The organism is Ruegeria sp. N10 (genome assembly GCF_056531545.1).
Window position 1 is genome coordinate 133,436 of the sequence record NZ_JBQFLY010000008.1, and the last position, 12,879, is coordinate 146,314.

13 protein-coding genes are annotated in these 12,879 nt (G+C 58.3%); 5 read left to right on the forward strand and 8 right to left on the reverse strand.

Annotated elements, in window-relative coordinates; translation table 11 throughout:
* Positions 1–7: 7 nt before the first annotated feature.
* The 5 genes from ACR0JI_RS12770 to ACR0JI_RS12790 form a co-directional block, all read right to left on the reverse strand.
* A complete protein-coding gene (locus ACR0JI_RS12770; protein WP_480495008.1) occupies positions 8–841 on the reverse strand; it encodes an FAD binding domain-containing protein in 834 nt (277 codons plus the stop codon).
* A gap of 139 nt (positions 842–980) precedes the next feature.
* Positions 981–2,078 carry an MHYT domain-containing protein gene (locus ACR0JI_RS12775; RefSeq protein ID WP_480495010.1) on the reverse strand — a complete coding sequence of 366 codons (1,098 nt, stop codon included), beginning with the start codon at positions 2,076–2,078 and terminating at the stop codon, positions 981–983.
* A gap of 85 nt (positions 2,079–2,163) precedes the next feature.
* Positions 2,164–3,657: a heme biosynthesis HemY N-terminal domain-containing protein gene (locus tag ACR0JI_RS12780; protein ID WP_480495012.1), complete on the reverse strand. Its 1,494-nt coding sequence runs from the start codon at positions 3,655–3,657 to the stop codon at positions 2,164–2,166.
* Between the two features lie 10 nt (positions 3,658–3,667).
* Positions 3,668–4,894: a COG4223 family protein gene (locus tag ACR0JI_RS12785; RefSeq protein WP_480538428.1), complete on the reverse strand. Its 1,227-nt coding sequence runs from the start codon at positions 4,892–4,894 to the stop codon at positions 3,668–3,670.
* 54 nt (positions 4,895–4,948) lie between these two features.
* Positions 4,949–5,662: a uroporphyrinogen-III synthase gene (locus ACR0JI_RS12790; protein ID WP_267366542.1), complete on the reverse strand. Its 714-nt coding sequence runs from the start codon at positions 5,660–5,662 to the stop codon at positions 4,949–4,951.
* Positions 5,663–5,760: 98 nt separating this feature from the next.
* On the opposite strand from ACR0JI_RS12790, the gene tsaD reads away from it, so the two are divergent.
* The 5 genes from tsaD (at position 5,761) to ACR0JI_RS12815 (ending at position 9,966) form a co-directional block, all read left to right on the forward strand.
* A complete protein-coding gene (tsaD, locus tag ACR0JI_RS12795) occupies positions 5,761–6,858 on the forward strand; it encodes a tRNA (adenosine(37)-N6)-threonylcarbamoyltransferase complex transferase subunit TsaD (RefSeq protein ID WP_480496369.1) in 1,098 nt (365 codons plus the stop codon).
* Positions 6,855–7,817 (forward strand): NAD(P)H-dependent glycerol-3-phosphate dehydrogenase, encoded by a 963-nt coding sequence (locus tag ACR0JI_RS12800; protein WP_480496371.1) that lies wholly within the window; start codon positions 6,855–6,857, stop codon positions 7,815–7,817. Before tsaD ends, ACR0JI_RS12800 begins: the two co-directional genes overlap by 4 nt.
* A 1-nt stretch (position 7,818) precedes the next feature.
* Positions 7,819–8,088, forward strand: a complete 270-nt coding sequence (locus ACR0JI_RS12805; protein WP_480482615.1) for a YciI family protein — start codon at positions 7,819–7,821, stop codon at positions 8,086–8,088.
* On the forward strand, positions 8,088–8,510 hold the full coding sequence (locus ACR0JI_RS12810; RefSeq protein WP_480474453.1) for an EVE domain-containing protein: 423 nt from the start codon (positions 8,088–8,090) through the stop codon (positions 8,508–8,510). Before ACR0JI_RS12805 ends, ACR0JI_RS12810 begins: the two co-directional genes overlap by 1 nt.
* Positions 8,511–8,670: 160 nt before the next feature.
* On the forward strand, positions 8,671–9,966 hold the full coding sequence (locus tag ACR0JI_RS12815; protein WP_480496373.1) for a hypothetical protein: 1,296 nt from the start codon (positions 8,671–8,673) through the stop codon (positions 9,964–9,966).
* Between the two features lie 219 nt (positions 9,967–10,185).
* Here the strand turns inward: ACR0JI_RS12815 and ACR0JI_RS12820 are convergent, their stop codons facing one another.
* The 3 genes from ACR0JI_RS12820 to ahcY form a co-directional block, all read right to left on the reverse strand.
* On the reverse strand, positions 10,186–10,527 hold the full coding sequence (locus ACR0JI_RS12820; RefSeq protein ID WP_480496375.1) for a DUF2853 family protein: 342 nt from the start codon (positions 10,525–10,527) through the stop codon (positions 10,186–10,188).
* Positions 10,528–10,664: 137 nt separating this feature from the next.
* Positions 10,665–11,414 carry an extensin-like domain-containing protein gene (locus ACR0JI_RS12825; protein ID WP_480474449.1) on the reverse strand — a complete coding sequence of 250 codons (750 nt, stop codon included), beginning with the start codon at positions 11,412–11,414 and terminating at the stop codon, positions 10,665–10,667.
* A gap of 13 nt (positions 11,415–11,427) precedes the next feature.
* Positions 11,428–12,816 (reverse strand): adenosylhomocysteinase, encoded by a 1,389-nt coding sequence (ahcY, locus tag ACR0JI_RS12830; protein ID WP_480474448.1) that lies wholly within the window; start codon positions 12,814–12,816, stop codon positions 11,428–11,430.
* Between the last annotated feature and the right edge of the window lie 63 nt (positions 12,817–12,879).

Below are 12,879 nucleotides of genomic sequence, written 5' to 3' on the forward strand. Positions count from 1 at the left end.
CTCCCCCTCAGCCTGCGCGGCTTTGCGCACGGTCGATGGCGCGGCGCAGCACCACGGCGGCCACGTGTTTCTTGAATTCGACGGGGCCGCGGTTGTCAGCGACCGGATCGATCGCCTCTAGCATTGCGACAACGCACCCTTCGACATCGCCCGCAGCCAGCGCGGTGCTGGCCTCATCCGACCAGATGGGCGTGTCGGCCAGATTGGTCATCGCAACTGAGGCATGACCGTTGCCAACCATCACAGCCGCGGCGGCGGTCGCATAATCCCCTATCTTGCGCTTTTGCTTTTGATAGGCCTGCCCCACGCCCGTACCCGGTACAGGGATCGAAATCCGGGTCAGGATTTCTTCATCTTCGCGGGCGGTAAAATACGCGGCCTCATAAAAATCACGCGCGGCAACTGTCCGCTTCCCGTCCGGGCCGGACAACTCGAACGCGGCGTTCAAGCACTGCATCAGCCCCGGCATGTCATTGCCCGGGTCACCATTGGCCACATTGCCACCGACAGTACCCATGTACCGCACTTGCGGATCCGCAATCTGAAGAGCCGCCTCGCGGATCAGCGGAATGGCATCGGCCAGATCCCCATGGGTGATCAGCTCGTGCTGCGTGACCATCGCACCCAAAGTAACGGTGTCAGGCCCGACCTCAATCCCCTTAAGCTCTTCGATGGCCTGAAGATCGACCAGATGACCCATCTCGGCCATGCGAAGCTTCATCATCGGGATCAGGCTATGCCCGCCCGCGATCACGCGCGCCTCGTCCCCGTATTCCTGTAGAATGCCGATGGCCGAGGCAATGTCGCCTGGCCGGTGATACTCAAAGCCGGCTGGTATCATGTTTTTCCTCCCTGGGTCCGGGCGATATGCCTTGGGGGACCTGAGGTAAGGAAAGAACGGCGGATTTAACTGATCCAGTTAAGGAAAACGGAGCGCGCGGCTTGTTTCACGAAATGCGAAAGAACTGCACGAGTTGCGCCTACAATCCCAGTGCTTCGCGAATATCCGTCAGGCGGGACCGGCTGACCGGCACCTTGCTCAGCGCGTCAACGCCATCGAAATAGCAGGTGCCATTGTCCTTGTGACGTTCAAAGCGCGAGACGTGTTTCGGGTTCACCAGATAGCTACGATGCGCCCGCAGGAAGCCTTCGGGCAAAAGTCGCGTTTCCGCATCCGTGATCGACCAGGGGCAGAACAGTTTCTCTGCATCCATATAGAGAACCGTGTAATGCCCCTCGGCCCGAATGGCGGCGATCCGCGCGGGATGCGCAAAAAAGGTCTGGCCTTCGCGCTCATACGGAACACCAGCGCGCATTGGGGCGGGTTCCGACACAGGTCCCGAGGCAGGTGCAGCAGGTGCAGCCACGGGCTTTGGTTCTATGAACGTGATACCGGTCAATAGGAAAGCGCCACAGATCAGGAATACGGATACCGTCACCCCCATTGCCAAAACCTGATTATCCAGCGCTGGACCCGCCCCGCCGAGGCTGTCGCTCGCGACGAAATCAGTCAGGCCCGTGGCAACAAAGTGCATTGTGAACACCGCCAGTCCGAAACAAACCGTGCCAAGCAGGATGTTCCGTTGTGTCCGGTTGCCATAAGCCACCCAAATTGCAGCCACCGACAAGATTACTGATGCCAGTGCTGACAGAGCAACATCGAAAATGTCATAGACAGGGCGGCAAAGCTGCATACCAGCCATCCCGACAAAGTGCATCGCGACGATGCCCAGCCCGACAATCACACCAGATCCGATCATCGTCTGAACCGAGCGAGGCCGGAAATGCAGCAGCAGCAACGCCAGCCCGACCATCAGGATCGCGACCAGTGCCGACATCAGAGTGATCAGGGCATCATAGTAAAACAGAATTGGCAGTTGCAGCCCCAGCATCGCCACGAAATGCATCGACCAGATGCCGCCGCCCAGAATGACAGCGGCCAATGCCACCACGAACTTGCGTCGCTGGCTATCCAGCCTGGACGCGCCATGCGTCAGGTACAGACCCGTGAACCCGGCCATGAGCGCCACGGCAAGCGAAGCCACCACCAACCAAGTGTTGTGAGAGTAGTCCAGCATTTGGATTTGAACGCCCTCCCCGACGCGAGGATGACGTTAGCAAACCGAATTGATTGCGACAATTCACAGTTAGCAACAGCAGGGCTCAGACCTGTTTCTGAGCCTCTGCATCGTCCGCGACCTCTACGGCATCCACTGTGACTTCAACCACATCGTCGTCTTCCGCAGGCTCGACTGTTTCGGGTTCTTCAGTCTGGTTTTCAAGTGCACCGACGATCAGGGGCAACATGTGAACCCCAGTTGCTGTTGAAATCTCGGGTGTCTGTGGCGTCTGCCAGCTGAGCGTATCGAAGCTGTGGCAGTTCTGACAGACAGGTCCCCATTCGGGTTGAATGTCATGACAGTTGTCGCACACCCATTGCGGGCCGCGCGGCGCGTTCAGTGCCTTGGCAAGCCAACCTTGGACAACAGCGTCCGTGGCACCCTCGCCGCGCTCAACGGCAGCCATCAATGTATAGGCGCGCGCATCACCCCGTTTTTCGACAACATCACCCAAGGCACGGCGGGCTTCGGGAAAGTCTTCGGCCACAATGTTCAGCTCGGCCAGGATCAAACGGGTTTCCATGTTTTCAGGATGAATGCGGGTCAGTGCCGTGAAACGCCTGACCCTTTGTTCCGGGGTTTCATCCGGCTCGATCTCGGCAAAGGCATGGGCCAGATCCGGATGCGGACGAACCTCCCACGCTTTTTTCAAGATCTTGGTCGCTGCCCGGGACTTCCCCTTGGCGATATACGCGCGGGCCGCCATTGCGGCGGCAGGCACCAGATCGGGCGACAGGCGATTGGCTTCGATCGCGCGCTCCTGTTGCTCGACAGTTGCGCCTTCATCCAGGATTCCTTTGGCTTCGGACAGCGCCAGAACCGCATCGCGGCGTTTGAATACGTCGCGCGGCAGATACCCTGCTTTCAACTTGGACGTCAGCGTCGACCGGGCACCGGCCCAATCCTGCGCCTTGGTCTGCAAATTAAGCAGAACATCCTGTGTTTCTTCGTGGCGCGGTTTGATGGCCAGTGCCTTTTCGGCCAGCTTGCGGGCGGTTTCATCATCCCCTTCGGCCAGCTTCTGTTTCATGATACCGCGTACCCCGACAAACCGGGTCGCACTGTTTGTCACCAGTTTCTTGTAGGTGTCCGAAGCTTTCTTGGTGTCACCCGTCATCTCGGCAGCTTGGGCCACTAGAAGATCCGTCAGTTCCGGCTTGTTCAACAGCTTTTCGGCCTTACTGGCCTTGGTCATGGCTATGCGCCCTTCGCCCGAGGCCAACGCCATCAACCCATCGGCCAGCGCCTGATAGCCGCGCTGTTCCCGACTGCGATCGAAATACCGCGACAAGGCGGTTTCGTCGCCGTTAAGGAATTTGAGTGTCGCAACCAACAGGCTGAGCAGTTTGAAGAACAGCCAGACCGCAAGCACCAGAACACCCAATGCAATCACCGACTGAAGCGGCCCAAGGGTGAATTCCGTGCCCGCGACGGTGATCTGCACCCCACCGCTGGTTTGCATCAGGAAGTGACCGCCCAGCGCCAGCAGGCCGATAATCGCAACAAAAACGAGGATCTTAAACAATGACCACAGCATGGCAGGTCCTTCAGTTCGAGTTCAGGCTGGAAGCCAGCGTATTCACGGAGTCAACGGCGGCGGCTCGTGTCCCGGCCGCCTGCTCCCAATCGGCCATCGCAGCCTGCGCCACTTCGGGAAGTGATTTCAGTTCATTCAAAGCTTTGGTCAGGTCGCCATCTGCCAGCGCAGCCTGCGCGCGCGACAGAACAGCGTCTGGACCATCACCTTCCTGAGGCGTGACGGAACGGGCGCCCGTTTGACGTTGCAGGAAGGCGACCAAACCCGTTCCTTTGTCAGCCTCGCGCGCCTCGGCCAATGCATTTCGCGCAGCAGGCTCGAACGACGCCCGAAGCGCGGTCAGAGTTGCCACGCCTTTTTCCGACGGGCCGGACAGGGCGTCCGGCACATTCACGCCGCCTGCCTTCAATTCAGCAACCAATTCCGAAAAAGGCTGGCCGGTGTCCAGCTGCCCACGCAGACGCGCCAGAATGGCAGCATTCGTTGCGGCTTGTGCTTCTGCCGAGGCTTTCGCTTCAAGAGCCTGAGCGTCCGAAACCATTTTTTCGACTTCAGCCCGTTGAGCGGCCAGCGAGTCCTGAAGTTTCTTCAGTTCCGCCTCAAACGCGGCGGTTGCCTCGGGTGAAGCCGTGGAGGCAATCGGGGCTTTTTCCAGCGCGGCGATCCGGTCCGTCAATGGCGCGACCTCACCGGACAGCGCATCAACCGAGGATTTTACCGTGCTCAGGTCGCCTTCAACCGGTGTCAGCTTGTCCGACAATGCTTTGATCTGATCTGCCAGTCCAGACACATCAGGGCCGTTTGCAAGCGCCTGTGACAGCTTGGCGATCTGGTCCGATTGTTCTGTCAGCTTTGCTTCCAGCGCCGCCAGCGCCCCCGAGTTGTCCGGGCCGGTTGGCAACAGCCCTCCATTGCCCAGCGCGAAACCTGCAACGGCAGCCAGCGCCCCACCCAACAGGGCCGGAACGAAACCGCCGCGTTTTTCGACTACGCGTTCGACGGTCTTTTCATCGACCGGGGCTTCGGCTTCGGCTTCGGCTTCGGCTTCGGCTTCGGCTTCGGCTTCGGCTTCGGCTTCGGCTTCGGCTTCGGCTTCGGCTTCGGCTTCGGACAGGTCTTCTTCTACGGGTTCAGCCGGGTCAACAGGCGTATCTTCCTGCCGCAGATCAGTTTCAACTGCATCATCCGCTACGAGGGGTTCCACCGGCTTTTGATCGGATTTCTTCTTACCAGCCACCGCAATATTCCCCTTATCGAATCCAAATTCAGATGAATAACAGCCCAGGTTAAGTTAATCGGGGACCTCGCCACCCTCAACCCGCAACACATGTTTCACAAGCTTTTTAACAGCTTTACGCATTTTCTTGGGTGTCGGATGTTTTGCGATCTTCAGGTGCTCATAGCCCAAGGAATAAAGGGGATCAGCCGTAGCCTGGCTGATCGCAACCAGCCAAAGGGGGGCTGATCCGGCCCAGATATCGGCAAAATGTCGCGCCGTACGCGGCGAGAAAAGCGGAGCAATAATAGGCAGATCTCCTCTGGCGGCCTCGGTTGCCTCGGGTGTTAGCGGCAACAATCGCTGCTGATAGACCGGCTGTTCCCGAACGGTCAGACCAGATTCGGTCAGGCTGCCAGCGACATTGCCCCGTGTATGCTCACCCCGCAGGTGCAAAAGGGGGCTTTTGGGCCGATGCTTGAGCAGATGCCCGACCAATTCTTCTGCCGTGGTTCCAACCATCTTGGCCTGCCACCCATACCCTTTCGCGGTACCGGTTGTTGCGGGTCCCACGCAATAGGCCGGCAGAGTGCGATCAACACCTTTCGAGACCGCCGCATTCACCGCATTGGCCGATGTAAAGATCAACCCCTTTACACCTTTGGTATCCACCGCAACTGGCAGAGGCCGGATTTCCATGATCGGCGAATAGAGGACCTGAACCCGGGATCTGACGCCGGTTGGCAGCTGCTCGACAAACCTTTCCGAGGCGGAGCGAGGGCGGGTCATCAACAAAAACAACGTTTGGCGCCTTGACCCTTCAGGATTGTTTGCATCCGCGCAGGGTGATACCCCGCCGTATATACATGATGCAACGGATCAGGGTGATGGTGCAAACACTTACCGTATTGGGTTTGGAAAGCAGCTGTGACGACACAGCCGCAGCCGTCGTGCGCCAGACCAAAGGTGCCAAAGCCGAAATCCTGTCTTCTGTGGTACACGGTCAAACCGATCTGCACAGCGCCTTTGGCGGTGTCGTGCCCGAGATTGCGGCCCGTGCGCATGCCGAAAAGCTGGATGTCTGCGTTGTGCAGGCGCTGGACGCCGCCGGTCTGTCGCTGCGCGACATGGACGCTATTGCCGTCACCGCCGGGCCCGGTCTGATCGGAGGGGTCATGTCCGGTGTCATGTGCGCCAAAGGGCTGAGCGCCGCCACGGGCCTGCCGCTGATTGGCGTCAATCATCTTGCCGGTCACGCCCTGACACCCCGCCTGACGGACGGCATCGCCTTCCCTTACCTCACGCTTCTGGTGTCGGGTGGCCATTGCCAATACCTGATCGCCCATAGCCCCGAGCAGTTTACCCGCCTGGGCGGTACAATCGACGACGCACCTGGGGAAGCCTTTGACAAGACCGCTCGCCTGCTGGGCCTGCCGCAACCCGGCGGCCCGTCTGTCGAGGCTGAGGCCCGTGATGGCAATCCCCAGCGGTTCCGTTTTCCCAGGCCACTGCTGGACCGGCCCGGCTGTGACTTGTCTTTTTCGGGCCTTAAGACGGCACTTATGCGGATGCGCGACCAATTCGTGGCCGACAAGGGTGGGCTGACCCGTCAGGACCGAGCTGATCTGTGCGCAGGATTCCAGCAGGCCATAGTGGAAACATTGGTCGAGAAAACCCGCCGCGCGCTTGATCTGTATCTTGATCACAACCCTGCTGATCCCGTTGTCGCGGTTGCAGGTGGGGTGGCTGCCAACTCGGCCATTCGGGCAGCGTTAGAGTCTGTTTGCGCGCAGCAAAGTGCCCGGTTTACGGCACCTCCGCTGGCTTTGTGCACAGACAATGCCGCGATGATTGCCTATGCGGGCCTTGAACGCTTTCGCACCGGCGCGCGCGACGGTCTGGACCTGACTGCCCGCCCCCGCTGGCCGCTCGATCAACGCAGCCCGGCAATGCTGGGCAGCGGTAAGAAAGGGGCCAAGGCATGAACGTATCTGTCCTGGGATCCGGCGCGTTTGGTACCGCTTTGGCAATCTCGCTATCAGGCAACGGGCCAGTAACGCTGTGGTCCAGAAACGCCGATCAGGCGCGGCAGATGCATGAGACGCGCGAAAACTCCACCAGGCTGCCTGGTGTTTCCTTACGCACGAACATCGCCGTAACCGCAAATATCGCTGAGGCGTCGAAGGCTGACATTCTGCTTTTGGCCGTTCCTATGCAGCAATTGCGCAGCGCCTTGCAAGATCGCGCCCCGGTGCTGCACGGCAAGACACTGGTCGCTTGCTGTAAGGGGATAGAGTTGGATTCTGGCCTCGGGCCCGTTGCGGTCATCAGGGATGTTGTCCCCGACGCCCCGATCGCTTTGCTGACAGGGCCCAGCTTTGCTGATGACATAGCGCGCGGTTTGCCCACTGCGTTAACGCTGGCTTGCGGTGATACGAATCTTGGCAAAGCATTGCAGATCAAACTGGCCACTGCGAACCTGCGTCTCTATCGGACCACTGACACCATAGGTGCTGAACTTGGCGGGGCGCTGAAGAACATCATGGCCATCGGTTGCGGCGCAGCAATCGGCGCGGGGCTGGGGGACAGCGCCCGAGCCGCGTTGATGACTCGCGGTTTTGCGGAAATGCAGCGCTTTGCCGCCCTGCGGGGCGCGCGTCCTGACACCCTGATGGGCTTGTCCGGGCTTGGAGATCTGGTGTTGACCTGTTCCTCAGAGCTGTCCCGAAACTACCGTTTTGGTCTTAGTTTGGGCCTGAACCAACCATTTGACCAACATACTACTGTCGAAGGCGTCGCCACCGCGCGCGCCATGTCAGAGATTGCCGTCAAGGAAGGGCTGGACATGCCCATCAGTACAACGGTGGCGGATCTGAGCCATGGTGCCTACAGTGTGACCGAGGCCATCCAAAACCTGCTCAATCGCCCACTCAAGGAGGAATAACATGCTGATCGCACTCATCGCCCGTGACAAAGCCGGGGCACTGCAAACCCGGTTGGACAATCGCGCGGCCCATCTGGCCTATATCGAAGAAACGGGTGTTGTATCGCAGGCAGGGCCGCTGCTGGATGGCGACGCCATGATCGGTTCGCTGGTTGTGCTCGACGTCGAAGATCTGGCTGCTGCGCAAAACTGGGCAGATAATGACCCCTATGCGAAGGCTGGATTGTTCCAGTCGGTTGAACTGATTCCCTGGAAAAAGGTGATCGGCTGATGGCATATTGGCTTTTCAAGTCCGAACCTTCGACCTGGAGCTGGGAACAGCAAATGGCCAAGGGGGATAAGGGCGAGGAATGGGACGGTGTGCGCAACTATCAGGCGCGCAATTTCATGCGTCAGATGGCCATTGGGGATTGGGGGTTCTTCTACCACTCTCAAAAGGACAAGTCAGTTGTTGGTATTGTCGAAGTATGCGCCGAGGCACATCCCGACAATTCCACCGATGATGAGCGCTGGGAATGCGTGGATATCAAGGCCGTCCGGTCCTTTTCCAAACCCGTGACACTGGACCAGATCAAGGCCGACGAACGGCTTGCCGAAATGGTGTTGGTGAAAAACTCTCGTTTATCGGTGCAGCCGGTAACTGACGATCAATGGAAGGCGATATGCGCCTTGGGTGAAACGCAGCCGGATTGACCTGCCGTCCTGTACAAGGTGCAAAACTTCTCAAACGCCCGGCAAGGTGTTATGTTTCCAAGGGCTACGCCGGGTAGGGACCTGAAGGTTATGATTGCTCTGGTCGTAACCGCTTGGTGTTGTTCGGATAAATTCGATATGTTTTGAAAGTATGAACCCCGTGTCTGACACTGAAAACGGCAACGGGACACTCGATAACACCGTTGCTGCGAAAAGCACGAGAACCTGGGAAGCGCGCCTGAAAGAGGCGCGGGAGAAGCGCGCGTCGGTGCTTGCGGGGGCGCAAGAAGAGGCGCTGAAAGAACCTGCTTCGACCTCTGCGCAATCGGACGTTCTGCCCCCACCGGACGATACAGATACTGAGCAGATCGTTTCCGAACGGGTCCGCTCGCTAAATCTGGACAAGCCACGCGTCAGAAAAAAACAGAAAACTCGGGTCGCGTTAGTACTGGTTGCCCTTTTGTGTGGGGCCGCCTTGCAATGGGTCGTTGCAAATCTTTTAGATGACTGGCCACCCGCAGACGCAGAAGATCAGGCCGTTCTGAATGCGCTTTCTGAAACCTTTCTGGCCCCCGAAGAACCGCCTGAGGCCGCAGCCACCAGCCTGCCGGACCCGAAAGACGCCCCTATACCAGAGGATCTGTTGGTTTCAGGGCCCCCTGAGCCTGAGCCTCTCTCAATACCCGCTGACGTCAGCGAACCCTTGGACAAGCCAAATAGCGAGTCAGTCGATCCGGTTGTTTTGGATCAATCCAGTGTAACCCTTTCCCAGGAACCGGAAAACACTGTCATGCCGGAAAGCGAGTTTGCAACCGGCCCGAATCCCGAAGCGGTAACGGAGAAGCCGGAGATTTCCTTGACGCCGCCCAAGATTTTCATTCCTGCCCGGATGGAACCCACGTTGGCCGCCGCGATCGCCTCAGGCATTCAAGCCGCGATTCCTGCCTGGTATGATCCACGACTTCGCAATCTCAATCCGCTGAACAAGGACGGGTTATCGCAGATATCACAGATAACCAATGATCCCGTTCCGCAAGAGATCGACACACCCGCCAACCCGCCCTACGCCGAGGTGAAACCGCTTCTTGTGACGCCGATCATTGATCTTGAGGTCTCGCTTTTTGTACCGTCGAGAGTTTCGCAAGAGACCAGCAACCGGGCGTTGGAACTGCTTGTCCGAGGTCAGGCAACAGTGGTGGCAACAGCTCGGGTGGGATACCGGGTCAGAGAAACCCAGGTCCGGTTTTATCACCCCGATGACGCCGAAAACGCCGCGATGGCCGCCGATGCACTGGGGGGTATTGCACGGGACTTCACAAGCTCGGGCAGCAAGACGCGCCCGGGGCGGATCGAGGTTTATCTGGAAGGCATCGGCGGAAATGCGGACGACAATTCAACCGTTCAACCTGACAACGCAGAAAACCTCATCGCGCGTATTCTTAAAGAGTTCCGATGAGTAATGAGGGAAGGCTCTGACGATACAGAACCTTCCCTACCCCCGCGTGCTCCCTACTCACCACACGCGTATGGAAATATCTGGTTCTGACCGTCCTGGTCACGGATTGACCTTAGCCCAACCGCGCGCAGCGTTTCAAACGCCAAGTCCTTAAAAAACAACTCAAATACGAAACGCCTGCCGGAAAGACGGCAGGCGTTTTAGGATTGCGCGGTAAGATCAGCCGTAAACGGCTTCTTTCCCGAAATGCTTGGTCAGCATGTAATAGACCACGGCGCGGTATTTGTTGCGCTCGGACATGCCATAAGTTTCCATGGCTTTGTTGATCGCTGCCATCAGCTCGGGACCATCTGACAGGCCCAGTTTCTTGATCAGGAAGTTGTTCTTGACGGTTTCCAACTCGGGCGCCTGGCTGGCTGCAACAGTTGCCGCATCTGCGTCATAAATTGCCGGACCGCAACCGATTGTGACCTTGGTCAGCAGGTCCATATCGGGGTTCATCCCACATTTGTTTTTCAGATCTTCAGCGTATTTGGCGATCAACTCGTCGCGCTTGCCCATGTCCCAATCTCCTTTATCCGTTAATCCGGCACCAATCACCGATAGCCGAGACTAGACGTGTCACAGGTCAGCCCAAAAGGATAAAATATTGCGTTTCCTCCCCCTTAACGAGGGCTGGAATGCACGGGCTACAAGACCTATCTACAATACCCCCAGCCCGAACCTTGCAGGTGAAAATGATCCGCGTGCAAGCGATTGAAGTCCGGGCCCAGAACCACACGAAACCAATCGCACGCGCCCCGCCAGATTTGCCGCAGGAATGCGGGTTCGGGTCCGGAGCCCTGCCAGTCATTTAACAGGGTCAGCACGCGGCCATCGGTCGTCTCCACACCGATGATATCGATCGAGTCCGCACGGGCATGGCTGCTCCATCCGTTGTTTTCACCTCGTAGGGTGCGCATGCGCCTGCAATTGTAGCTTCCGACATGGCGCAATCGGGCAATGCCGGTTCCAAGCAGTTCGTACGCGGCCGGCTGAACGACATGGTGTTCCCACATCGTCAGCCGCAATGTTGTGGCGCAACTGGTTTCAACGGCTTCGATGTGCGAAGTGGCCAGCCGGGTCAGAAGGCCCCGTGCGGCAATGCCACAGTTCTGATCAATGACCAGATCCTCCATCGCCTCGAAATGAACGCCTGCTTCGGTCAATGTAGCCCGACACTGGGTTTCATCCGCCAAGGCCCGGTTCAGTTGATACCTGGTGACCGGCGTGACCGGCGCGCTGACTTTAAGGTCATGCAATGGGTTCCAGTGAGATGGCACCGGTGTCTTTGGATGCGCCAGCAGCACCCAGCCACCGCCACCCAGCACGATCGCCACAACCAGAACCCTGAAAACAAAGAACGCCGCCGAGTAAAGAAACCGGCGGCGTCCGTTATTCTGTGTCATCGTCAGACGACAATCAGTAGCGGTAGTGTTCCGGCTTGTATGGACCTTCTGGTTTGACACCGATGTACGCGGCCTGATCCGCATCCATCTTCGTCAGCTTCACGCCGATGCGATCCAGATGCAGGCGGGCTACTTTTTCGTCCAGATGCTTGGGCAGGATGTAGACCTTGTTCTCGTACTGATCACCTTTGGTGAACAGCTCGATCTGTGCCAGAACCTGGTTGGTGAACGAGGCCGACATCACAAAAGACGGGTGACCTGTGGCGTTGCCAAGATTGAGAAGGCGGCCTTCAGACAGCAGGATCAGACGGTTGCCCGAAGGCATCTCGATCATGTCCACCTGCTCCTTGATATTGGTCCACTTGTGGTTCTTCAGGCTGGCCACCTGAATCTCGTTGTCGAAGTGCCCGATATTGCCGACGATGGCCATGTCCTTCATCTCGCGCATATGCTCGATGCGGATCACGTCCTTGTTGCCGGTGGTGGTGATGAAGATATCCGCGCTGGCAACTTCGTCTTCCAGCAGGGTTACTTCGAACCCATCCATCGCAGCCTGCAGCGCGCAGATCGGGTCAACTTCGGTCACCTTCACGCGCGCACCCGCGCCACGCAAGCTGGCGGCTGAACCCTTGCCGACGTCGCCATAGCCGCAAACCACGGCAACCTTACCGGCCATCATTGTGTCGGTGGCGCGGCGAATACCGTCAACCAGCGATTCCTTACAGCCGTATTTATTGTCGAATTTCGACTTTGTGACCGAGTCATTCACGTTGATCGCCGGGAAGGGCAGGTGGCCGTCTTTCACCAGTTGATACAGGCGGTTCACGCCGGTGGTGGTTTCCTCGGAAACGCCTTGGATCTGGTCACGTATCTTGGTGAACCAGCCGGGGCTTGCCGCCATGCGCTTGGCGATCTGCTTCTTGATCACCTCTTCCTCTTCCGAACCCGGAACAGGGATGACGTCTTCGCCCGCTTCCGCACGTGCACCCAGCAGGATGTACAGGGTCGCGTCGCCACCATCGTCGAGGATCATGTTCGGGCCGTCTTCGAACAAGAAGGATTTATCCAGGTAATCCCAATGCTCTTCCAGCGTCTGACCCTTGATGGCGAAGACGGGAATGCCTGCCTCGGCAATCGCGGCTGCTGCATGGTCCTGGGTCGAGAAGATGTTGCACGACGCCCAGCGCACATCCGCGCCCAGCGCAACCAGCGTTTCAATCAGAACAGCTGTCTGGATGGTCATGTGCAGCGATCCAACGATACGCGCACCTGTCAGAGGTTTGCTTTCCCCATATTCCGCACGCAGGGACATCAAGCCCGGCATCTCGGTTTCGGCAATGTCCAATTCCTTGCGGCCGAACCCGGCCAGCGAAATGTCTTTAACGATATAGTCCACGGCCATCTGGCGCTCCGTTTTCGGTAAATCACAGTCCCGGCTGCCCCTAGCACTCCTTGGGGCAGGTGG

Bases quoted from the DNA above. Each gene is read 5' to 3' on its own strand.
- ACR0JI_RS12770 (WP_480495008.1), bottom strand. From the start codon at position 841: ATGATACCAGCCGGCTTTGAGTATCACCGGCCAGGCGACATTGCCTCG.
- ACR0JI_RS12775 (WP_480495010.1), bottom strand. From the start codon at position 2,078: ATGCTGGACTACTCTCACAACACTTGGTTGGTGGTGGCTTCGCTTGCC.
- ACR0JI_RS12780 (WP_480495012.1), bottom strand. From the start codon at position 3,657: ATGCTGTGGTCATTGTTTAAGATCCTCGTTTTTGTTGCGATTATCGGC.
- ACR0JI_RS12790 (WP_267366542.1), bottom strand. From the start codon at position 5,662: ATGACCCGCCCTCGCTCCGCCTCGGAAAGGTTTGTCGAGCAGCTGCCA.
- tsaD (WP_480496369.1), top strand. From the start codon at position 5,761: ATGGTGCAAACACTTACCGTATTGGGTTTGGAAAGCAGCTGTGACGAC.
- ACR0JI_RS12800 (WP_480496371.1), top strand. From the start codon at position 6,855: ATGAACGTATCTGTCCTGGGATCCGGCGCGTTTGGTACCGCTTTGGCA.
- ACR0JI_RS12805 (WP_480482615.1), top strand. From the start codon at position 7,819: ATGCTGATCGCACTCATCGCCCGTGACAAAGCCGGGGCACTGCAAACC.
- ACR0JI_RS12810 (WP_480474453.1), top strand. From the start codon at position 8,088: ATGGCATATTGGCTTTTCAAGTCCGAACCTTCGACCTGGAGCTGGGAA.
- ACR0JI_RS12820 (WP_480496375.1), bottom strand. From the start codon at position 10,527: ATGGGCAAGCGCGACGAGTTGATCGCCAAATACGCTGAAGATCTGAAA.
- ACR0JI_RS12825 (WP_480474449.1), bottom strand. From the start codon at position 11,414: ATGACACAGAATAACGGACGCCGCCGGTTTCTTTACTCGGCGGCGTTC.
- ahcY (WP_480474448.1), bottom strand. From the start codon at position 12,816: ATGGCCGTGGACTATATCGTTAAAGACATTTCGCTGGCCGGGTTCGGC.